Below are 21,987 nucleotides of genomic sequence, written 5' to 3' on the forward strand. Positions count from 1 at the left end.
GTCGCCGTTGTTCCGTGGAATTTGCCTGTTTCGCTGACTACTCATGGATTCTTCGATTGCCGCCATCCTCACCCTGGATGGCCTGACCAACGGCATCGTCTATGGCCTCATCGCCATTGCGCTGGTGCTGGTGTTTACGGTCACCCGCATTCTCTTCATTCCCCAGGGTGAATTCGTCGCCTATGGCGCCTTGACCCTGGCCATGCTGCAGCAAGGCCAGCGCCCCGGGCCACTGTGGCTGCTGCTGGTGCTGGCGGTCTGCGCGGCGGTCATGCAGGCCCTTGCGCTGCTGCGCTCGGGGCAGGCGGCACTGCTGCCGCGTGTGCTGCTGGGCACACTGGGCTTGCCGCTGGCGGTGGCCGCGCTAGTCTGGTGGGCTGCGCCGCAGCAGTTTCCGCTGCCGGTGCAGGTGCTGCTGACGCTGCTGCTCATTACCGCGCTGGGGCCACTGATGTACCAGGTGGTGTTCGAGTCGCTGGCCGATGCCAGTGTGCTGCAACTGCTGATCGTCTCGGTCGGCATCCACCTGGCGATGACCGGCCTGGGCCTGGTGTTCTTCGGGGCCGAGGGCTTCCGCACGCCGGCCTTCTGGGATGCGCGCTGGAACCTGGCGCAGCTTACGCTGAGCGCACAGGCGGTAGTGGTGGTGATTGCCGCCGTGGCACTGCTGCTGGCATTGTGGCTATTCTCGGGGCGCACGCTGTATGGCAAGGCGCTGCGCGCCACGGCGGTGAACCGCCTGGGTGCGCGGCTCATGGGAATCTCCACGACGCTGGCCGGCAAACTGTCCTTTGCCGTGGCAGCGTTTATCGGTGCTCTGTCGGGTGTGTTGATCGGCCCGATGAGCACCATCTTTTATGACTCGGGCTTCCTGATCGGGCTGAAGGGATTCGTCGCCGCCACCATCGGTGCGCTGGCCAGTTTCCCGGCGGCCGCAGGAGGCGCGCTGCTGGTGGGGTTGCTGGAATCCTTCAGTTCCTTCTGGGCCAGCGATTTCAAGGAAGTGATCGTCTTCATGGCGCTGCTGCCCATCCTGCTGTGGCGCTCGCTGGTGACACCGGCGCATGACGAGGACGAGGAATGAGCATGATCAACAAACGACTCCCGCTCTACGTGCTGCTGATCGTGCTGGCACTGTTCCCGCTGCTGCCCACGCCGCAGTTCTGGGTGATCCAGGCCAACTACATCGGGCTGTACGCCCTGGTGGCCATCGGTCTGGTGCTGCTGACCGGTATCGGAGGCATGACGTCCTTCGGCCAGGCGGCTTTCGTCGGCATGGGGGCCTACACCACCTCCTATCTCACCACGGCCCATGGTGTTTCGCCCTGGCTGACGCTGCCGCTGGGTCTACTGATCACCGGCGTATCGGCCTATGTGCTTGGGCGCATCACCTTGCGCATGTCCGGCCACTATCTCCCACTGGCGACCATTGCCTGGGGGATCAGCCTGTACTTCCTGTTCGGCAAGGTGGATTGGCTGGGCAAGTACGACGGCATCTCCGGCATTCCACCTCTGCAACTGGCGGGTGTGGATCTGGCTGGCGAACGCCACCTCTACTACCTGATCTGGATCATCGTGCTGGCGGCAGCCTGGGTCTCGCTGAACCTGCTGGATTCACGCGCTGGCCGCGCCATCCGTGCCCTCAAGGGTGGCCGCTCGATGGCCGAGGCCATGGGCGTGGATACCGGACGCTACAAGATCCTGGTCTTCGTCTTCGCGGCGCTGCTGGCGTCGGTCTCGGGTTGGCTGTTCGCACACATGCAGCGCACGGTCAATCCCTCGCCGTTCAGCCTGGCGATGGGCATCGAATACCTGTTCATCGTGGTGGTCGGTGGCATCGCCCATATCTGGGGTGCGCTGCTGGGTGCGGGTGTGCTCAAGCTGCTGTCGGACCAGTTGCAGGTGTTGCTGCCCGCGCTGCTGGGCGACGCCGGCAGTTATGAAACCATTGTCTTCGGGCTGATCCTGATCGTGCTGCTGAAGTACGCCCGTGGCGGCTTGTGGCCCTGGGTGCGCGCCCTGTGGCTGCGCGCCTTCCCGCCGGCGCCGCAGCCGCTGCGCGAGGCCAGCGCCGCCCCCATGGACAGGCGGTCGGGACCGACACGCGGCGCGCCGCTGTTGCAGGTGGACCAGATCAACAAGCGCTTCGGCGGGCTGGTGGCGGTCAACGATGTGTCCTTCAACGTCAAGGCCGGCGAGATCGTCGGGCTGATCGGCCCCAATGGCGCGGGCAAGTCGACCACCTTCAATCTGGTGACCGGACTGCTGCATGCCAGCGGTGGACGCGTAAGCTTCAACGGACGCGACATCGCCGGTCTGCCGGCCCGTGCCATCGCCCGCCTGGGGATTGCACGCACCTTCCAGCACGTGCGCCTGCTGCCGGGCATGTCGGTGCTGGAGAATGTGGCGCTGGGCGCACACATGCGTAGCCAGCAGGGCTTCCTGCGCAATACGGTCAATGCCATGCTGCATCTGGAGCGGGTTGAGGAGAAGGCCTTGCTGGATGAGGCCGCACGCGCCCTGCATCGCGTGGGCCTGCAACACCTGATGCACGAGCAGGCTGGCAATCTGGCGCTTGGTCAGCAACGCATCCTGGAAATTGCCCGCGCTCTCTGCTGCGACCCGTTGCTGCTGTTGCTGGACGAGCCGGCGGCAGGCCTGCGTCACCTGGAAAAGCAGGCGCTGTCCCGGGTATTGCAGGAGCTGCGCAGCGACGGCATGAGCATCCTGCTGGTGGAACACGACATGGAATTCGTCATGGAACTGACCGACCACATCGTGGTGATGGAATTCGGCGCCAAGATCGCCGAAGGCACGCCGCAGGAAATCCAGCGGCATCCGGCGGTGATCGAAGCCTACCTGGGTGGAATCGAATGAGCGAACTGGTCCTCGAAGTCGCGCAACTGCGCGCAAGCTATGGCAAGGTGCAGGCGCTGCACGACATTGATCTCAGACTCGAACACGGCAGCATCGCCACCGTGATCGGCCCCAATGGTGCGGGCAAGTCGACCTTGCTCAACGCCATCATGGGAGTGCTGCCGGCGCAGGGAACGGTGCGCTATCACGGTCGGGCGGTGGAGCGCTGGACGCTGGAGCAGCGTGTCATGGCCGGTATCGCGCTGGTGCCGGAGCGACGCGAACTCTTTTCCAGCATGAGCGTAGAAGACAATCTGCTGCTGGGCGGCTTTCGCCGCCTGCGCTTGCGGCAGGCACAGCCGATGGACCAGCTCGCCACGGTCTTCGAATTATTCCCGCGCCTGAAGGAGCGGCGCAGCCAGCTGGCCGGCACGCTCTCGGGTGGCGAGCGCCAGATGCTGGCCATCGGACGCGCAATGATGGCCAAGCCGGAACTACTGATGCTGGACGAACCCAGCCTCGGACTGGCGCCGCGCATCGTCAAGGAAATCCTGCAGATCGTCTCCGAACTGCGCACCGCAGGCATCTCGGTGCTGCTGGTGGAGCAGAACGCGCGCGCCGCGCTGCAGACCGCCGATTACGGTTACGTGCTGGAACTGGGCAAGGTCAGCATGCAGGGAGAATCGGCACGGCTGGCCGGCGATCCGCAGGTGATCCAGGCCTACCTGGGCTTTGGCAAGAAGGCTGAGGCCGAGGTGGTGGCCGCTTCCTGAGCCTTGACGCTTTCTGCACCACCGCATGACAAAACAACATAGAAAAAGGAGACCACGATGAAGAAGCTGTTCCTGCTGCTGGCCGCACTGACGCTATCCTTCCAGGCCCATGCGGCGAGCGATGCCGACAATACCGCGCTCACCCCACCGCAACCCAAGCTGGCCTTCCTGGCGCGCTTTTCGGTGGACCTGGTGGCGCCGATCTGGGAACTGGGCAAGACCTCGGATCTGGGCAAGCGTCGCATCATTCCGATCACCGGCGGCAGCTTCAAGGGACCGCTGATCAACGGTGAAATCCTCAACAACGGTGCCGACTGGCAGACCGTCACCGCCGATGGGCTGGCCATCATCGACACCCGCTATCTGTTGAAGCTGGACGATGGCGAACTGGTCTATCTGCAGACGCGGGGTGTGCGTTACGGCCCGCCGGAAGTGATGGCCGAGGTGGCCAAGGGCAAGCCGGTCGATCCCTCGCGCTATACCTTCCGCCTGTTCATGAACTTTGAAACCGCTTCCAGGAAATACGACTGGCTCAATCGCGCCATGGGTGTGGGCTACGCCATGCGGCTGGGCAATGCGGTGGTGTATGACGCCTACCTGCTGAACTGAACGAAGCGGAAAGAATGACGATGCACTATACGCCGCCCCTGCGCGACTTCGCCTTCGTGCTCGATGAAGTATTGCAGGCGCCACAGGTCTTGCGCGCCTTGCCTGCGCATGCGGAGATCGATGGCGAGCTGATGCGGCAGGTACTGGAAGAAGCGGGCCGCTTCGCCGCCCATGTCGTCGCACCGCTCAACGCCATCGGTGACCGCAAGGGCTGCCGCTTCGAGCGCGGAACGGTGAGCACACCGCCCGGATTTGCGCAGGCCTATGCGCAATTCTGCGAAGCCGGCTGGCCGGCGCTGGCCTGCGCGCCCGAACACGGCGGCCAGGGTCTGCCGCACGTGCTGGACTGCGCACTCTATGAAATGCTCAGCGCCGCCAATCATGGCTGGACCATGTATCCCGGCCTGTTGCATGGCGCCTATGCCTGCCTGGCTGCACATGGCGCGCCCGAACTGCAGGCGCGCTATCTGGAGAAGATCGCCAGCGGCCAGTGGCTGGCCACCATGTGCCTGACCGAAGCCCAGGCCGGCAGCGACCTGGGCCAGTTGCGCACGCGTGCGCTGCCACAGGCCGATGGCAGTTATCGCCTGACCGGGGACAAGATCTTCATTTCCGGTGGCGAGCACGACCTGACCGACAACATCGTCCATCTGGTCCTGGCACGCCTGCCCGATGCACTGCCGGGCAGCAAAGGGCTGTCGCTGTTGCTGGCGCCCCGCGTGCTGCCCGATGGCAGCCGTAACGGCGTGCAGTGCACCGGCATCGAACACAAGATGGGCATTCACGGCAGCGCCACCTGCAGCCTGCATTTCGAGAACGCGCAGGCGTGGATGGTCGGCGAGCCCGGACGTGGACTGGCGGCGATGTTCGTGATGATGAATGCGGCGCGCCTGCATGTGGGTGCGCAAGGCGTGGGTCTCGCCGAAGCGGCCTGGCAGCGCGCTACCGCCTATGCGAAGGAGCGCCGGCAATCACGCGCGCCGGGCGCCGCCGGCACCGATGTCATCCTCCGCCATCCGGCAGTGCAGAAACTGTTGATGGAACAGCGTTGCCGCATCGAGGGCGCGCGCCTGTTGACCTGCTGGGCGGGTCTGCTGCTGGACCTGGCGGAGCACGATGCCGATGCCGCGCTACGACGTCGGCATCACGAACGGCTGGAATTCATCACACCGGTGATCAAGGCCTTCCTGACCGACCAGGGCTTCCAGTGCGCAAGCCGTGCCTTGCAGGTATTCGGCGGACATGGCTACGTGGTCGAGACCGGGATAGAACAGTTCATGCGCGATGCCCGCATCACGATGATCTATGAGGGGACCAATGAAATCCAGGCCATCGACTTCCTGATGCGCAAGGTGCTGGCCGACGACGGCCGACGGCTGCACGATTTCCTGGCGCTGGTGGAGGCTGATATCGATGGTGCGGCAGGACTTGTCGAGCAAGGCCGGTTGCTGAAAACCGCTGTGGATAATTCAAGGAGGTTCGCCACCGGGATTGCGAACGCGTCCCGGGAGATGCCCGCCTTTCCCTATTACGTGGCTGACGAGATGCTGCGCCTGACCGGACATGTGGCGCTGGGCTGGATGTGGCTGCGGGCGGGGCACCGGGCGTTGTCGGCGCTGGACTCGGACCCGGTCTGGTACGGCGGCAAGCGGGATGCCGCGTGCTATCATTTCGCCTTTGCATTTGCGGAAGTCCAGCAGTTGTCCAGCGTGATCGAAGGCTGCCTGACAACCGGCCTTCCGCCCCTTCCAACCGACCTGGACCACCATGCTGCCCAAGAAGCCGGCTGATTTCGATTCCGACGACGGCGCTGCCGAGAATGCGGCGCTGGACCAGCAACTGCTATTGAGCCTGGTCGGCTACAACTGCCGGCGCGCCTATATCACGATCATGCCGCTGTTTGAAAAGCGCATGGCCAAGTTCGCATTGCGGCCGGTGGATTTCACGGTACTGAGCCTGCTGAAGGCCAATCCCGATATCAACCAGAAGCGCCTGTCCAAGGCGATCAACGTCTCCCCACCCAATCTCGCCACCTTGCTGGACAAACTGGAGCAGCGCGGCCTGGTGCTGCGCCAGCGCAACCCGCAGGATCGCCGCTCACAGGTCCTGGCTCTGACCACGGCCGGCACGCGCATGTGTACCAAGGCCGAACAGACCGCCGTCGAGCTGGAAATGAAGGCGACCGAGATGCTGTCCGATGAGGAGCGGGCACAATTGATTGGCTTGCTGCAGAAGATGTTCTTGCCGCAGTAACGACGACGGATGAAGGTGTTCGGCTTCAGAAGCTAATGCGCCAGTCTGCATTTTCTGTCAGGAGCACGGTCAATGCTCCTGACTCTCTCCCCGCCGCCGCTGCGTTTTGTCCATGAGCTGCGGCCGTGTTATTACCTGCGTATGTCCGGCTCACCTTGCCCCGGCGTCAACGCTTCGCGTCAGGCGCCTTCTTCGATACAGTTGGCGGTGGAGCGAGTCCCTCCTCCAGAGCCTTGGCCAAAGGCCCTGAATCACGCGTCCCCTCCCCTTCGGGCAGAGGATGATCTACGTCATCCGCCGGTTTTTTCACGCTCGCTGCATGGGTGGCTTCAGATACCGTCCGGGCCCGTTCCGACTCGGCTGTTGCCATGGCTTTCAACGGGCTGCTATCAAACCAGTTGAATGGCAGCGTCATGCCTGCTGCCATGGCCGCAATGGCTGCTACAGCGAAGACAGCCACTGACGTCAACAAGGCCAGCACCACTATCGTGCGACGGCGCTTTGGCTTGCTGCCACCGACCAGATCGCCGGTCTCCATTTGCCCTTTGGAAATCGAATCGAGCATGCGAACTTCATCAGTGATGGGAGTGTCCGATGCTGGCATCAGGCTCGGCCTTCGGGGGGATGATTTTTCTTGATTCGGGGACTGCAAGGCCGTTCTCCTGATAATTCAATTCAATAAGATTTCTGGGTTTATTGATTTTCTGCTCTGTACCAGAACAGATCAATTCCAGAAGTGTGCTGGCTTCGCACGACCGCTAGGACAATGCGTTGACCACAACAAAAAGGGGACGTCGTCGTGCTGTTTTTCCTCATTACTGTCTATCTGCTCATCACCGGATTCGTGATGTGGCTGCTACTTTTTCCATCCGGCCGCATGCGGACTTTACGAATTATCCAGGGCTGCCTCGCCAGCTTCTCCACGATATGCAGGCGTTGGAAATCAAAGAGAGAAGAAGTGGTTTCAGGAACCAAAATCGGCGTGCGCAGCTCCCTCAACGCGGGCATAAACTATGCGAGTAGAAACTACAAATTACTATCCGCTATGGTTGCCTTATTGACCGCTCCAGCAGTCATTGCATATCTCTTGAGTGGCAAGCCTATGCTGGAAAGCTTTGAAGATAGCAACCGGACATCGAATTCCAAGATTGCGGAACTTTTAAAAGGCGAGCAACTCGTACCACCTCCACCGCTTCCGCCGGACATGTTTACCACCGCGGAAGTCGTCAAGGTTCGACCCATGCTGGTCTACGCCAGCCGCAACTGGCAATTGCTTAACGCCGAATACGCGCAGCGCCTGCTACTGGTCTTCAAGATCATGAAGGAAAGGCATGGCTATGAGATGGTGCTCATCGAGGGATATCGCAGTCCCGAGCGACAGAACATGCTGGCGGGGTTCGGAAGCAGCGTCACCAATGCGGCGGCCTTCCAGAGTTATCACCAGTACGGACTCGCCGGTGACTGTGCCTTCGTTCGGAACGGCAAGCTGGTGATCAGCGAGAAGGACCCGTGGGCGATGGAAGGCTATCGTCTCTACGGCGAGGTGGCCGGGTCGGTGGGGCTGACCTGGGGAGGAAACTGGAAAATGATGGATTTCGGCCATACCGAATACCGGATGCCGGGCGTGATGAAAAGGTAGACCGCTGCCATCGTCACGTGCCAGGCAGCCCGATGAAAGATCGCAAGAAATACGGGGGATACACCATGAACACGCCAATCATTCATACACGATACCAGGCTGCACACAGCCGCGGCATCAGCGCGCGCGCCGGCAAGTGCGGTCGTCCGCCCTCCTGCTGCGACGAACTGCGCGGCGCCAGCTAGCGCAGACACCACATATCGGGCGGACAGACCGCCCACATCAGGGGCTGGGATCAATAACAACAATAAGAGAACAAGAACGTGAACACTGATGCCTACATGGTCAAGATGCGCCCTCCTGAACCGCGCAAGCTTTCCCGACACCGGGATGATGTCCGCCACCCGCTACCTTGCCACCGGGCCCGGTGCAGACCTCGTCCTGTACCGGCTCCAGCCGACTCCATCATTCATTGATATCAGCTTGCTTCCGGCGCAATTCCGGGACCGATCGGCTACGCCCTGCACCCGCCGCTCGCCTGGCCGCGCCGACACGGATGAATTTCCGCGGAATCCGCACGCGCGGGATAGCTGCAGGTCATCCGCCAGAGAACTGAACAACGTTTCCGTAACTCGCTTCATCAATGGGTGTGAGATGCGTTCTGATTGCCAGATCTCCTCAGACCATTGGACCGAAAGGCAACTGGGCCAGCCTCCGCCGTCTACGTACGCGCCGTCTTACGCCTTCCCACGAGGGCCGAGCCGATGATGCTCAACGCTGCGATCACATGACAAAAAACCTCTAGCAGAAATCCCCAACATCATGAAACGAATCTGGCATTTCCTCACCGATAAACGCACCCTCTTCATACTTGGGTTCGTCGCCTTCGCCATCTTTCTCCTCCTAGCCGCCGATCAGTTGGAGATCGATCTGGCCTGGGTTCTTCTCATCCTCGGCGTGTGCCTGCTGGTATGGCTGGCCTTCTGGCTGCTCAAACGGGCAAAGGCGCGTCGTGCGGCAAACAAGCTGGAGGACGCGCTGGAGAAGCAGGCGACCCAGTCACCTCCGGCCAGCAGCGACGAGGTTCAGCGCGACGATGTCGCGGCCCTGCGCCAGCGCATGCTGGAGGCCATCAATACCATCAAGACTTCCAAGCTGGGCCAGAAATCGGGTACGGCGGCGCTATATGAACTGCCCTGGTACATGGTGATCGGCAATCCGGCGGCCGGCAAGAGTACGGCCATCGCCAACTCCGGTCTCCAGTTCCCGTTTGCCGACACGGCCGGAAAAATTGTTCAGGGCGTAGGCGGGACGCGTAATTGCGACTGGTTTTTTACTACCGATGGCATCCTGTTGGACACGGCCGGCCGCTACGCGGTCTACGACGATGACCGCAAAGAGTGGTTCAGTTTCCTCGGTTTGCTCAAGCAGTATCGCAAGCAGGCCCCGATCAATGGGATCATCATCGCCGTCAGCATCGCCGATCTGACCGGCAATGACCCGCAGTTCTCGGTCACGCTGGCCAAGAACCTGCGCCAGCGCGTGCAGGAACTGACCGAGAAGCTGGAAGTCTTCGCCCCGGTCTACGTGGTCTTCACCAAGGCCGACCTGATCACCGGATTCAATGAATTCTTCCTCGATACCGAACGCAGCGAGCGTGATCGGGTGTGGGGCGCTACCCTCACCTATGACCGCCAGCGCGGTGGCCAGGATGTCACCAGCTTCTTCTCGGAGCGCTTTGATGAACTGTATGCCGGACTCAAGGAAATGAGCCTGGCCAACATGTCCGTCAGGCGCGGCGAAAATCTAGCGCCTGGCGTATTGACGTTCCCGCTGGAATTCTCTGCCATCAAGGGCACGCTGCGCTCCTTCGTCTCGACACTGTTCGAAGACAATCCTTTCCAGTTCAAACCGGTCTTCCGTGGCTTCTACTTCACCAGTGCCTTGCAGGAAGGGGAGACGGTAAGCTCATCATCCGAACGCATCGCGGAACGTTTCGGACTGACGCTGGAGAAGAAGCCGGAGCGCGCGATCATCTCCAAGCATGGCTTTTTCCTTCATAACCTGTTCAAGCAGGTGATCTTTGCTGACAAGCAGCTGGTGTCGCAGTACACCAGCCGCAACAAGATCCGGCTGCGCTATGTGACCTTCTTCGGTGCCGTCACCCTGCTGGGTGCCCTGCTGGGTGGCTGGAGCTGGTCGTATATGGGCAATCGACAACTGCTCATCAATGTCCAGGCCGATATGGACAAGGCCATCAAGCTCCAGGACAACCGGCTTGACCTGCAGTCACGCTTCGAGGCACTGGAACTGCTGCAGGATCGCATCGAACAGCTTGAACATTACCGCAGCAGCCGTCCGATTTCGGTCGGATTGGGGCTATACCAGGGCGATCTGCTGGAGCGCAAGCTACGCGAAGAGTATTTCGCCGGCATCAGGGAGATCATGCTCAAGCCGGTCGCTTCCAACATCGAAACCTACCTGATGGAAGTGAATGCCAACGCCGGAAAGCTGGAGCCCATGTCGCGTCCGGCGCAGGCAAGCGCCGTGACTGCAGTCGCGGACGCCAGCGCACAGTCCGCCCCGGCGTTGCGCACCTACAAGGATAGCTCGGCCACCAACGTGGAGGATGCCTACAACGCCCTGAAGACCTATCTGATGCTGGCCGACAAGCCACGTGCGGAATCCGGCCACCTGAGCGACCAGATCACCCGTTTCTGGCGTGGCTGGCTGGAGGCCAATCGCGGGACCATGCCGCGCGAGCAGATGATACGCAATGCCGAACGGCTCATCAGTTTCTCGCTGGAGCAGATCAACGATCCTTCTTGGCCGACGGTCGAAAACAAGCTCACCCTGGTCGACCAGACGAGAGAAAACCTGCGTCGCGTGGTGCGCGGCATGCCGGCGCGCGAGCGTGTCTACGCGGACGTGAAGGCCCGAGCCGCCACCCGCTTCGCTTCTGTGACGGTGGCGCGTATCGTGGGCGACAAGGACAGAGAGCTGGTGATGGGCAGCTACGCAGTCCCCGGCACCTTTACCCGCGACGCCTGGAGCAAATTCGTCGGCGATGCGTTCAAGGATGCCGCCAACCGGGAATTGCAAAGTGCCGACTGGGTATTGAAGACATCCTCCAAGGACGACCTGACATTGGAAGGCAGTCCCGAACAGATCCAGAAAGCCCTGGTAACGCAGTACAAGGCCGAGTATGCGCGTGAATGGCAGAAATTCCTGCAAGGCGTGAGCATTCTAGAACTGCGCAACATGGACGACGCCACCAACGCCATGAACCGCCTTGGTGACCCCGTCACCTCACCGATCAACAAGGTGATCAAAACCGTCTACGAGGAAACCTCCTGGGATAACCCTTCCATGGTGTCGGCAGGCGTGGCCACCGTCAGCAATGGTTTGACGGGGTGGATCAAGGAAAACATCCTGCGTCGCTCACCGACGCCGATCGCCGTGCCGACGCCGAACCAGCTCAATGGTGACGGCACAGGCGCAATGGGGACAGTCGGCCAGGAATTTGCCGGGGTGGCGCGACTGGTGGCCAGCAAGGACAAGGGAGGCTCATACATGAGCGGCTACATGGAGAACCTCTCCAAGCTGCGCACCCGCCTCAATACCATCAAGAACCAGGGTGATACCGGCCCGGGGGCCAAGCAGCTGATGCAGCAGACGCTGGAAGGTACAGGTTCCGAGCTGTCCGATTCGCTCAAGTTTGTTGATGAAGAAATGCTGCCCGGCCTGAACGACCAGCAGAAGGCCGTGCTGCGCCCCCTGTTGGTCCGCCCGTTGATCCAGGGCTTCAACGCGCTGATCCTTCCGACCGAAGGAGAAGTCAACAAGATCTGGCGTGCCCAGGTCTACGAACCGTTCCAGAACAATCTGGCCGCCAAATATCCGTTCTCCCCCGCATCCAAGATCGAGGCCAATAGCGGCGAGATCGGTACGGTCTTCGGTGAGAACGGCGCGATCGCAAAGTTCGTGAACACGGCGATGGGCCCTTTGGTGGTACGACGCGGCGACGCCTTGTCCCCACGCAGGTGGGCCGACATGGGCATCAACCTCTCGCCGACCATCACGGGCAGCTTCGCTGACTGGATCAATACCTCAGGTAGCGCCGGCGGCGGGGGCGCTGCTGGCGGCGCCGGCGATGGCCAGACGGTATTCCAGATCCAGGCGCAACCAGCACCGGGGGCGCTCGAATACTCCATCGAGATCGACGGTCAGCAACTGCGCTACCGCAATACCCAGTCGCAATGGACCAACTTCATCTGGCCCAATCCGCAAGGCGCGCCCGGCGCACGCGTGACGGCCGTCACCTATGACGGCCGTACGGTGGAACTGGCGAATCAGCCTGGCCGCTTCGGGCTGGAACGGCTGATCAACAGCGCACAGCGCAAGCGCAGGGACAACGGGATCTTTGAATTGTCGTGGACCAGTGAAGGAGTGACGGTCGCGGTCAATCTGAAGATCATCAGCAGCGCTGCGGTCACCGGCAGCGGCAATGGAGCTGCCCGTGGAACAGCAGCGCTGCGTGGTTTGAAACTACCGGAAATCATCGTCGGTAGCGCGCCATCCAGTTCCGACGTTCACTCCGGCGCGACCTCTGCCTCCTCACCGGTCAAGCAGGACGGCGCAATGACGGGCGATCCGGCGACACTTCTGCAGCGTTCGCAGATCGACATGGGGATGAAATAATGAGCCGCACCAGCACACCGATCCGGGTCGGCTATTTCGGCAAGATCCCTGCGCGCGGAGACTTCATCAAGGCCACCGACAATGCCGCACTGATCACGCTCCTCGACAACTGGCTGGCGCAAGCCATGGAGCTGCTTTCCAACGATCCACGCTGGAAGGATATCTATGACGCGCTCAAGCCACTGCATTTCGTCGTAATGGGTCCTCGCAGTCGCAGGGCCGTCGCCGGCCACCTGCGCGCCAGCGGGGACCAGTCGCAACGTCGCTTCCCGTTTATCTCGATGAGTACCTTCGATGTGGACGACCCGATTGCCTTTGTCAATCACAGTGCGATGATCCTGTCACGGCTCTGGTCACGCCTGGAAATGCTGACCGACGACGTACTGGATGCGTCCGACCCGGGCCCACCGCTGCAGGCGCTTACTGCGGCCGAACTTGAGCTGGATATCGACCGCACGGGGTATAGCGCCATCTTTACGGATTTCCTGGAACTACAGACCTTGGCGTCGCTGGGGCAGCTGTTGCAGCACGCAGGATTCCAGGGCGACCTGCGCCACCTGCTCCTGGCTCTGGGTCTGCTGTTACATCCTGTGATGACGAGTACTTCAAGCCGCCTGGACAAGAGCCTCATCCTGCCACTACCGCACGACCCGCTCTATCGTGGTCTGGTGACCAGTTTCTGGATGCATCTGCTGACACCCTTTCTGTCGCGCGCCGATTTCGAATTGCTGCTATTTCAGACCAGTCTGCGTGGGAAACCATGCATGTTTCTGGGATTTTCCGGAGCCTCCCCGCGCACACTGCACGCGGTCATCGACAGCGGGTCAGGCGCGGAGCACAACATTGCCTTCGACAAGGCAGACTGGGTCGAAGAGCATGTGTACAGCGGCCCCGGCATCCAGAAACTGTCCAGCTACCTGACTCATCCCGACCTGTCGTTGAAGTCGGTCATGGGCTCTTTCCATCAAGCCTTCATTGGTGCCTGAATCATGAAAACTTCTCTTCCGCAATTCGCCCCACGCATCGCGCTGCTGGGGGCAGCATTCCTGATCACCGGTTGGGGTCAGGCCCAGAACATCGCGCCACCGGTTGCCACACCCGCTCCCGGGCAGGTTCTGGTCACCGGCACGGTCCCGGATGAGGCCAGCAAGTCCGCAGCCCTGGCACGGCTGCGGGAAATCTACGGTGCGGAACGCGTGGTAGACCAGATCGCCATCGGACAGGTCGTATTGCCGGCCAACTGGAACACTCACGTACAACGACTGATTTCCTTCAATCTCACGTCGGTCAGTCGGGGGCAACTGAAGATCGACGGCACTACGGTGAGCATTTCCGGCGAAGTCGTCAACGAAGCCCAGCGCCAGAATATCGCCAGCGCCATGACCACCAGCCTCAACTCGACCTATACGATCAATAACGCGCTACGCGTGCCAGTCTCCGAACAGGGGGTATTGGATACATCTTTGGGCAATCGCGTGGTCTCCTTCGAAAGCGGGCAGGCTGCCTTGACGCCAGAAGGCAAGCGCATTCTGGATGAGATCGCTGCCACGCTGCTCACGCTCAAGGGACGCCGAGTAGAAATTGTCGGAAATACCGACAACGAAGGCCTGCGCGCCAGCAACATATCGCTCTCGATGGCGCGCGCAGAGACTGTCAAGAGTTACCTCAGCGGCAAGGGCGTGGACGAACGTCTGCTGAGCACATCGGGACAAGGTCCGGATCGCCCGGTCGCGTCCAATCTCACCGCCGAAGGTCGCGCCAGGAATCGCCGCATCGAATTCCGTATTGCAAAGTAGCGCAGCTCTCGGTGACCGTAAAAAAGCGGAACTGGTGAACCAGTTCCGCTATTCATTTCGCCGCTACCCGTGACGCACAAATCATTCGGCCGGGGGCGCCTGCAGTCCCAGCAGTTCTTCCACATGTGACAGCGCCGCATTGTCCTTGATGACGGTCTTGAGCCACGCATGCAGGGGCATCTCTCCCCACTGTGCCGCCTTGTCGGCTAGATGCGTGACGGGACTGTGAGGTTCCGTGCGCCGGAAAAATTCCGCTACGGCACGCAACTGCGCAATCGCCTCTGCCCGGTTGCGTAGGGGACCACTGTGGCCCGGCTGCGCATTGGCATGGACGTTAGTTTCCTGTCGTGACGCAAGCATCGGCGTGACGGCTTCCTCCTTAAGTCGCGTCTCACTGGATGCTGCCGAGCGGAAACCGGTATCGGCGGCAAAGCGGACCAGGGTTTCATGTACCTGAGTCAATGCCTCGCGCGCCGCTGAAAAACCGGGACCATCCAGGCCCAGGCGCTCATCCACAGACTTCTCCAGCTGAGCAAGAGATTGCAGACAATACAGGCCATCGGCCATCATGGCTTCGTAGAATGCATGCGAACTGCGCTTACGGGCCGCATCCATCGTAGCCAGCTTGACGCCCTCTTCCGGCCTTCCGCCCTCTGTTGCAACCCGTTCCGCGTTGGCGGCGCGAGAGCGTGCTGCTTCGAAGTCCAGCAGGGAGAAAGCTGTTCCCCGACCCTCCGTCAGCGGGATCTCGCGTGCCATCTGGACCGTACGCGAGAGGAGCCACGTCAGGTTACCGATGCGCAGGTCATGATCTCCATCCTCCGAGGGAGGATAGAGATGATCCCAGTACTGATCGAAGAGCCCGGCCAGCAGAAGGAAGCCATCACCAAGTCCACGCATTGCCCGCGTCTTGCAAGCCGCCTCGCAGTACCACACCACCAGACGCAGATCCTTGCTGCGCGTTTCGATCAACTGCGCGCATCGCTGTTCGACAAACGCCCAGTCCGCTTCCTTGATATCGGTAACCCATTCACCTTGGTCAAGGGTGGGATCATCGAAGCGCCGCGCCTCAACGATGACGTCCAGATCGGCACTGAAGGAAAGGTCCTCCCCGCCTGGTTGCTTGTCATTGATGGGCTTGAGCAAATGGGCGATGGCGACAGTGGCAGGGGTGTCTCCCCCTAAGGAGTTGAGAATCGGCATTTTCATGAGGGCCAGGTTGATGGTCGGTATCTGCTTGGTTTCTGATCGGGGACGCCTGAACCGCGCTGGTGCGTGTCCCGTAGCGCTTACTGGATGACGTACTTGAAAACGCCTTTCTTGCTGGCCGACACCTTGATACGACTGATGCCCTGCGCTTCGGCCATGCGTGCCAGCACGCTCCCAGCGATCTCGGGCAGCAGGCTGCCGTTAAGGATATTGTCCACATTGCGCGCGCCGGAATCGACCTCCGTACAACGGGCCAGCACGGCATCCACAAGGGTCTTGTCGTAGACGAATTCAGCCTTGTGATTCGCTTCAATGCGCTTGGCGATGCGCGAGAGCTTGAGCTCGATGATCTTCACCAATATGTCATCAGCGATCGGGTAATACGGAATCACCTTCAGCCGCCCGAGGAAGGCTGGCTTGAAGGCCGTGACCAACTGCGGCCGGATCAGGGCGTCAAGTTCATCAGGGGTGGGCAGCTCGTCGCTAACCTTGTTCAGGCAAGCCTGCATCATCTGCGCAGAGGCGACATTGCTGGTCAGAATGATGATGCAGTTCCTGAAGTCGATCTGACGCCCCTCACCGTCGTCCAATACACCCTTATCGAAGACCTGGAAGAAGAGTTCCAGGACGTCCGGATGGGCCTTCTCCACTTCATCAAGCAAGACCACGCTGTAAGGGTTGCGACGTACCGCTTCGGTCAGCACGCCCCCCTCTCCGTAACCCACATAGCCTGGAGGCGATCCTTTGAGTCCCGAGACCGTATGCGCCTCCTGATACTCGCTCATGTTGATGGTGATGAGCTTGCGCTCGCCGCCATACAGCACGTCAGCCAGCGTCAGGGCGGTCTCGGTCTTGCCTACCCCGGAAGGACCAACAAAGAGAAAGACGCCCTTCGGCTTGCCAGGATCATCCAGATTGGCCCGGGAGGTGCGGACCCGCTGAGCCACGGCGTCGGTCGCATGTCGCTGACCAAGCACGCGCTCCTGAAGCAAGGCATCCAGACCGAGTACGGTCTTGATCTCGTCCTTGACCATCTTGCCCAGCGGGATGCCAGTCCAGCCGGCGACGATCTCCGCCACGATCTGGCCGTCGACCTGCACGGGCAGCAACGGCGTCTCACCCTGATACAGCCTGAGTTCATCCATTAACTGTCGCAGCTCGGCGCGCGCCTGGGCGGGATCCTGGTCCGGACTATCTGCCTGTGCCTGTGTCTCCAGCGTGGCGCGAAGACTCTGTATGCGTTCATTGAGCTCACGTTCCCGCTGCCAACGGGCCTTCAACACCTCCAGATGGGCCAGCGTTTCCACCCGCTGTCGATTCAACTGGGTCAACCTCGCCTCATGGGCGATGTTAATGGCCGCCTCGCGTTCCAGGGCGAGCACTTCGGCGTCGATCTCTTCCAGTCGTCGCTTCATCCCCCCCAGCAATGGCGGTGTGGCGTTCTGTCCCAGCGCAACCCTGGCACAGGCCGTATCAAGCACGCTCACCGCCTTGTCCGGGAGTTGCCGACCGGTGATGTAACGGTGAGAAAGTCGCACGGCCTCCTTGACTGCCTCGTCATAAATGCGTACACCGAAATGCTTCTCCATCAAGGGCACCATCGCCCGCAGCATGGCACAGGCTGTTTCCTCATTGGGCTCTTCGACCTTGATCACCTGGAAGCGCCGCGCCAGGGCGGCGTCCTTCTCGAAATACTTCTTGTACTCACTCCAGGTCGTCGCGGCGATGGTACGCAACTCGCCACGTGCCAGGGCCGGCTTGAGGAGATTGGCGGCATCGTTCTGGCCAGCCTGTCCACCCGCTCCGATCATGGTATGGGCCTCGTCGATGAAGAGAATAATGGGATGCGGGCTTCTCTTTACTGCATCGATCACGTTCTTGAGGCGGCTCTCGAATTCGCCTTTGACGCTGGCACCGGCCTGCAGCAATCCCATGTCCAGAGTGTGGATCTCAACACCTTGAAGAGCCTGCGGTACGTCGCCATGGACAATGCTCAGGGCCAGCCCCTCGACCACCGCAGTCTTGCCGACACCGGCTTCCCCGGTGAGAATCGGGTTGTTCTGTCTGCGACGCAGCAGGATGTCAACTGCCTGCCGGATCTCGGCATCGCGCCCCACCACCGGATCAATATTTCCAAGACGGGCAAGCTGCGTCAGATTGATGGTGTATTGATCGAGCACTGCCGTCTTTCCACTGGACCCCACCTGCATTTCACCGACAGGATCACCCTGTGAGAGTCCACTATCTTCAGGCGCTGCGCTATACTCAATACCTACAGTAGACTCAACCGACCCCACCGTCAGCTTGCGCAGGTCATGCTTGATCTGTTCTACCTTGAAATGGGCGAATAGCCGTGAGCCTCGATAGGCTAGCTGTGATAGCTCGCTATGGGTCAGCAGGGCAAGCAAGAGATGTCCGCTGCGGATCTGCGGATTGCTGCCTTCCAGCGAGGCGATCAGCCACCCATGCTCGAACAGCGTCTGCAAGTGGGGGGACAGGACTGGCGTGCGCGTATTGCCGTTCTTGAAGCTGGCGATCTCATGCTCAAGATCAGTCTGCAGGCTATCGCTACTGACCCCGCTGTGGTGAGCAATCAGACTGAAGTCGGATTGCGGCTGTTCCAGCAAGGCGAGGAACAAGTGCTCCAGGTCGACTTCGTACTGCCCGCGTGACATGCACAGCGTGGCAGCACGCTCAGTAGCCATGCGGCTGGTTTCGTTCAGTTTGCCGATCAGCGATTTCAGATTGATGCCCATTCTGCTTTTTCCTTGTCATGTTGACCGCGGTGCGGCCTGAATTTTTTCTTCTCACCCACACGGTCAATGCAAGGTGACCTCGTACTGGATATCGGCGCGATCCTGTGTTTCCGGTTCTGTGGAAATGAATGCATCCCAGCCTAGGCGACCGCCATTGCCAGTGCTACCTAGGGTGACGCCACGTACATCCCGCGCAAGCAGGATCAGTTGGATCTCGTATTCCAGCGCAGCGCCGGTAAACAGACCAAGCAGCCGTGATAGCGCCAGCGCGCCCCCGCCTCCGGGTAGGAACTGTTCAAATTTCTCTATCTGTAACGGTCCGATAGAAAGCCGCATGCGCAAGTCGCGTTGCCAGACCCGCTCGCCTGCCATTGCCTTGCCGAGCAAGGAGTTGGTCGATCCGAGGATGGTCTGGTGCTCTCGCGGAACGTGGTACCAGTCTCCCGCAAATTGCATGACTTCCAAAGGAACCGAGAAATAGTCGGCCAGTACCCGCTGCATATAGAACGCCGATGCCGGACGATGCCGCAGGGCCCCAGCGAAGTGTGCCAACGATTCGTCTCGCACCCCTTTACCATCGCTGCCATACAGCCGATGGTGCAGTGAGCGGAAGCCCAGCCCCGCCACCGACAGCAATAATGGCAGGAAGGTATCGCGGCGCCCGGCCTCATACTGGAAGGCCACCCGGTACTTGCACCACGCCTGATAGAACAAGGCTAGTGATCGCGAGGAAAACGTATCGAGAAAGGCGCGCGGTCCTTCGTCGCGCTGCTCCAGCAGATGTCGTGCGACGCGCTCCGTGTAATGTGCTGGCAGAGACCCATTTCCGCCCAGGAAACCCATGAATGTCGGCGTGATCTGGACATACTTCAGCTCGCCATTGAGAAAGGACTTCCTCAATTCATCCGCCGAGCACGGCACGCCATTTCGTGGCGGATAGGTCTCGATATGCTCTATCTCACTGGCAGGAAACGCGAGCAAGGTACGATTGGCGAACCGCAGAAAGTCGCATACTGCTCGTTCATGTGGCACGCCATTGCGCTTGAACCAGAGTTCGATCATGCGCACTGCCTGAAAAAACTGAAAGCGATGAGGAGTGAAAAATATCCTCTCGATCACGCTAGGTTCAAATCTCCGCTGCGTGGGCTGCATCTCAGCAATTCCTCCCCTGTTCTTTTTGATAGCACGGTCAATTGGGAAAAGCTGTTGGCCTGGACATATAGCCCCATGAAGCGATCGATGAGGCCTGCAAATGCATGTAAGCCGCTACCGACGAAGCCATCCTCATCCACCGTCAACCTGATCTCGATACCACGCACCAGACTTGCAAACGGGTTGCCTGGCAGCCATGCCGCGGCAGCCTTGTGTTCAATCGCTGAAATGGCGCTGATCTGGCGTTGTGAAATAGGTGAATTGGATTGGTCATAGAGCATCAACATTTCCTGAAAAGCTTCCAGCCCGCCCTGCATCAAGGAGAGATGATTGAGCGACAGATGGGAAATGAGCCGCCACTGGGCGCCTCTGCCACGTTTGAACCGTAAGGGATGGGTCGGCTTACGCAGCAGAGCGACCTTTCGTATTACGCCTCCCCCTTCCATGCTCAAGTCCCCACCGGGGAGACCATAGGTCAACGAGGCAGGAAGATCCCGATTGGAACAGGTCAGCTCAAGACTGATCGTATCGGTCTCGACCTTGGCGGGATCGAAGTCGATATCGACGATGGAAATCTCGGTTTCGTGGCCCGGACTTTTCAGCGCCACCAATTCGTCCCGTCGCATTACCCAGTAATGCCCATCGTGCTCAGGAGATTGCCCATGACGCAAGGAATAGAAAGGCCGGAATCGCGTGAACGATTCACCCTGCGGAGTTTGCCTGATGAGCTGTACCGAATTGATTGAATGTACCTGGTATCCGAACGAGTGGCGTCCGTCGACCAGTACAGGATGATAGGCACCGGCATGTGTCAATCTGATCGGGTCGCCGGCCTGGGGGAACAGATTGATCACCGGCGTACAACCCAGCAAGATGTTGGAATTGCTGATGCTACCCAGTTGTCGCGCGATGTGCGAGTCTGCGCGCAAGCCCGACAGCCCGAAATGTATGGTAAATCGCCTGACATCGGAGGGAAGTACCGCAAAAACGGGATTGAGATCGAGATCGAAGAAGTTGAATTTCTCAGGAAGGGCGAAATACTCCGTCAGCAGTCGATATGCGGGGTGCGATTGGGCGGGGAAATCGATGAGCGCATCCTCCTCGGCAAAACCTACCTCTGCCAGCGGCGGCTGGCGCAGCGCGATCCACCGACCGTTCCCGGATGCTTCGACCCAGGCAGCCTCGGTACGCATGAAAAGGCTGTCGCGTAATGCCGCGCAGAATGAAGCCTCTCCATCTATGAACAATCTTAACGAGGCCAATCCGAGGGACGTAAAGGCCACGTTATCTGCGATGGTTTCGAAGGTGAGCGACAGCGAGGAGCTGATCCCGGGCTGCAACATCACGGCCTCCGGCGCGTCGATAATGGGCGCGAAGGTCACCTGAGACAGACGGATCGGCGCTATCGACACATCATAGGCAGTCCTGAATCTGCAGACGATCCCCTTGACCTGGCCGCTCGCCAACAAGCTGCCCCGGGGGATTTGTGTGGTCGCGGTGAGCTGATCTGCCGAGGCGAGATAGTCCATGCGCGCAATCGAGCAGGACGGAAACGGGCGCAAGTAGTGAGGATACAGGACCTCGAACAGTGCCTCGGTAAACTCCGGATAGTCATCGTCGAGACGCTTTGACACGCGCGCGTTGAGCAGTGCGTAGGACTGTATCATGCGCTCGATATGCGGGTCTTCACATACCTCGCCGGCCATCAGCAGCCCGCCGGCGATCTTGGGATAGCGCTCTGAAAAATCACGCGAATAGCGTCTCAGGAAGCTCAGTTCTCGTTCGTAATAGGGAAGCAAATCCTGCACTTACACTCCAATGCGGCTTGGCCGCGCCTTGCTGATCGAGTATTGCAGCGTAGATGGCTGCAGCACTGCGTCGAAATTGACCGCCTCTCGCGCAGCATTGACGACCAATAAAGCGCTGATGGCGAAGTTGAGCCGATTGATAGATCCCTCCTGTATTTCCAGATTGGCGAGTACATTTTGCAATCTGGGTTCGTGCCGTGATATGGATTGCTGCAGGGCCTGGCAGATAGCCATGCGATCGTCCATGCTGGCCAGGCTCAAGCCGGCGAAATCACCTAGACCATAGGCAAGAATGGACTGGCTGCATTCTGGATAGCTATCCAATAGCTCTTCAGAAATAACCGAACGCGTATTGAGCATGGCTTCAAGATCGCGCGCAACGGCATCCTTGAGTTCTTCCATCGAAAATCGGATGACTACTGGACTGATCGTAGACCTGGACCCGTCATTCATCAGTTTGTCGAACAGACTCGGTGCAAAACCCTTCATTTGCGC

16 protein-coding genes are annotated in these 21,987 nt (G+C 60.2%); 10 read left to right on the top strand and 6 right to left on the bottom strand.

The features are described from left to right. The first annotated feature begins 43 nt into the window (after window positions 1-43). The 6 genes from HWE04_RS20245 to HWE04_RS20270 are packed head-to-tail and all read left to right on the top strand — an operon-like array spanning window position 44 to window position 6,491. The gene (locus HWE04_RS20245) at window positions 44-1,084 is read left to right on the top strand and encodes a branched-chain amino acid ABC transporter permease (RefSeq protein WP_241813528.1); all 1,041 of its coding nucleotides are present in this window, start codon (window positions 44-46) and stop codon (window positions 1,082-1,084) included. Next, window positions 1,081-2,877, top strand: coding sequence for a branched-chain amino acid ABC transporter ATP-binding protein/permease (locus tag HWE04_RS20250; RefSeq protein WP_241813529.1), 1,797 nt, complete (start codon window positions 1,081-1,083; stop codon window positions 2,875-2,877). Before HWE04_RS20245 ends, HWE04_RS20250 begins: the two co-directional genes overlap by 4 nt. Continuing rightward, the gene (locus HWE04_RS20255; protein ID WP_241813530.1) at window positions 2,874-3,629 is read left to right on the top strand and encodes an ABC transporter ATP-binding protein; all 756 of its coding nucleotides are present in this window, start codon (window positions 2,874-2,876) and stop codon (window positions 3,627-3,629) included. Before HWE04_RS20250 ends, HWE04_RS20255 begins: the two co-directional genes overlap by 4 nt. Before the next feature lie 57 nt (window positions 3,630-3,686). After that, window positions 3,687-4,238, top strand: a complete 552-nt coding sequence (locus HWE04_RS20260; protein WP_006461638.1) for a DUF3237 domain-containing protein — start codon at window positions 3,687-3,689, stop codon at window positions 4,236-4,238. A 14-nt stretch (window positions 4,239-4,252) separates the two neighbouring features. Beyond that, a complete protein-coding gene (locus HWE04_RS20265; RefSeq protein WP_241813531.1) occupies window positions 4,253-6,028 on the top strand; it encodes an acyl-CoA dehydrogenase in 1,776 nt (591 codons plus the stop codon). Next, a complete protein-coding gene (locus tag HWE04_RS20270) occupies window positions 6,006-6,491 on the top strand; it encodes a MarR family winged helix-turn-helix transcriptional regulator (protein ID WP_241813532.1) in 486 nt (161 codons plus the stop codon). The genes HWE04_RS20265 and HWE04_RS20270 overlap by 23 nt, the downstream gene beginning before the upstream one ends. Before the next feature lie 166 nt (window positions 6,492-6,657). Here HWE04_RS20270 and HWE04_RS20275 read toward each other — a convergent pair whose 3' ends face one another. Then, window positions 6,658-7,056 (bottom strand): hypothetical protein, encoded by a 399-nt coding sequence (locus tag HWE04_RS20275; protein WP_241813533.1) that lies wholly within the window; start codon window positions 7,054-7,056, stop codon window positions 6,658-6,660. Window positions 7,057-7,290: 234 nt separating this feature from the next. Between HWE04_RS20275 and HWE04_RS20280 the strand changes: the two genes are divergently transcribed. The 4 genes from HWE04_RS20280 (at window position 7,291) to HWE04_RS20295 (ending at window position 14,567) form a co-directional block, all read left to right on the top strand. Next, on the top strand, window positions 7,291-8,130 hold the full coding sequence (locus HWE04_RS20280; RefSeq protein WP_241813534.1) for a M15 family metallopeptidase: 840 nt from the start codon (window positions 7,291-7,293) through the stop codon (window positions 8,128-8,130). A gap of 762 nt (window positions 8,131-8,892) precedes the next feature. Then, complete coding sequence (tssM, locus tag HWE04_RS20285) at window positions 8,893-12,771, top strand: type VI secretion system membrane subunit TssM (protein WP_241813535.1); 3,879 nt, start codon at window positions 8,893-8,895, stop codon at window positions 12,769-12,771. Continuing rightward, complete coding sequence (gene tagF, locus HWE04_RS20290) at window positions 12,771-13,757, top strand: type VI secretion system-associated protein TagF (protein ID WP_006461632.1); 987 nt, start codon at window positions 12,771-12,773, stop codon at window positions 13,755-13,757. Before tssM ends, tagF begins: the two co-directional genes overlap by 1 nt. 3 nt (window positions 13,758-13,760) lie before the next feature. Further along, a complete protein-coding gene (locus tag HWE04_RS20295; RefSeq protein WP_241813536.1) occupies window positions 13,761-14,567 on the top strand; it encodes an OmpA family protein in 807 nt (268 codons plus the stop codon). Between the two features lie 81 nt (window positions 14,568-14,648). On the opposite strand, the gene tssA is transcribed toward HWE04_RS20295, so the two are convergent. From tssA to tssE, 5 genes are all read right to left on the bottom strand, one after another. Further along, complete coding sequence (gene tssA, locus HWE04_RS20300; protein ID WP_241813537.1) at window positions 14,649-15,776, bottom strand: type VI secretion system protein TssA; 1,128 nt, start codon at window positions 15,774-15,776, stop codon at window positions 14,649-14,651. A gap of 80 nt (window positions 15,777-15,856) precedes the next feature. After that, a complete protein-coding gene (gene tssH, locus HWE04_RS20305; RefSeq protein WP_241813538.1) occupies window positions 15,857-18,532 on the bottom strand; it encodes a type VI secretion system ATPase TssH in 2,676 nt (891 codons plus the stop codon). 63 nt (window positions 18,533-18,595) lie between these two features. Further along, window positions 18,596-19,684 carry a type VI secretion system baseplate subunit TssG gene (gene tssG / locus HWE04_RS20310; protein WP_241813539.1) on the bottom strand — a complete coding sequence of 363 codons (1,089 nt, stop codon included), beginning with the start codon at window positions 19,682-19,684 and terminating at the stop codon, window positions 18,596-18,598. Beyond that, entirely contained in the window at window positions 19,648-21,492 is a 1,845-nt protein-coding gene (tssF, locus tag HWE04_RS20315) for a type VI secretion system baseplate subunit TssF (RefSeq protein ID WP_241813540.1), read from the bottom strand. The genes tssG and tssF overlap by 37 nt, the downstream gene beginning before the upstream one ends. Continuing rightward, window positions 21,493-21,981, bottom strand: coding sequence for a type VI secretion system baseplate subunit TssE (gene tssE, locus HWE04_RS20320; protein WP_241813541.1), 489 nt, complete (start codon window positions 21,979-21,981; stop codon window positions 21,493-21,495). Window positions 21,982-21,987 lie beyond the last annotated feature (6 nt).

The sequence above is a fragment of the Herbaspirillum sp. C7C2 genome, assembly GCF_022627865.1.
GTDB lineage: Bacteria > Pseudomonadota > Gammaproteobacteria > Burkholderiales > Burkholderiaceae_D > Herbaspirillum > Herbaspirillum frisingense.

What these genes read in the sequence shown, in the direction of transcription:
- HWE04_RS20245 (WP_241813528.1), top strand. Translation starts at nt 44, where the DNA reads ATGGATTCTTCGATTGCCGCCATCCTCACCCTGGATGGCCTGACCAAC.
- HWE04_RS20250 (WP_241813529.1), top strand. Translation starts at nt 1,081, where the DNA reads ATGAGCATGATCAACAAACGACTCCCGCTCTACGTGCTGCTGATCGTG.
- HWE04_RS20255 (WP_241813530.1), top strand. Translation starts at nt 2,874, where the DNA reads ATGAGCGAACTGGTCCTCGAAGTCGCGCAACTGCGCGCAAGCTATGGC.
- HWE04_RS20260 (WP_006461638.1), top strand. Translation starts at nt 3,687, where the DNA reads ATGAAGAAGCTGTTCCTGCTGCTGGCCGCACTGACGCTATCCTTCCAG.
- HWE04_RS20265 (WP_241813531.1), top strand. Translation starts at nt 4,253, where the DNA reads ATGACGATGCACTATACGCCGCCCCTGCGCGACTTCGCCTTCGTGCTC.
- HWE04_RS20270 (WP_241813532.1), top strand. Translation starts at nt 6,006, where the DNA reads ATGCTGCCCAAGAAGCCGGCTGATTTCGATTCCGACGACGGCGCTGCC.
- HWE04_RS20275 (WP_241813533.1), bottom strand. Translation starts at nt 7,056, where the DNA reads ATGCTCGATTCGATTTCCAAAGGGCAAATGGAGACCGGCGATCTGGTC.
- tssM (WP_241813535.1), top strand. Translation starts at nt 8,893, where the DNA reads ATGAAACGAATCTGGCATTTCCTCACCGATAAACGCACCCTCTTCATA.
- tagF (WP_006461632.1), top strand. Translation starts at nt 12,771, where the DNA reads ATGAGCCGCACCAGCACACCGATCCGGGTCGGCTATTTCGGCAAGATC.
- HWE04_RS20295 (WP_241813536.1), top strand. Translation starts at nt 13,761, where the DNA reads ATGAAAACTTCTCTTCCGCAATTCGCCCCACGCATCGCGCTGCTGGGG.
- tssA (WP_241813537.1), bottom strand. Translation starts at nt 15,776, where the DNA reads ATGAAAATGCCGATTCTCAACTCCTTAGGGGGAGACACCCCTGCCACT.
- tssH (WP_241813538.1), bottom strand. Translation starts at nt 18,532, where the DNA reads ATGGGCATCAATCTGAAATCGCTGATCGGCAAACTGAACGAAACCAGC.
- tssG (WP_241813539.1), bottom strand. Translation starts at nt 19,684, where the DNA reads ATGCAGCCCACGCAGCGGAGATTTGAACCTAGCGTGATCGAGAGGATA.
- tssE (WP_241813541.1), bottom strand. Translation starts at nt 21,981, where the DNA reads ATGAAGGGTTTTGCACCGAGTCTGTTCGACAAACTGATGAATGACGGG.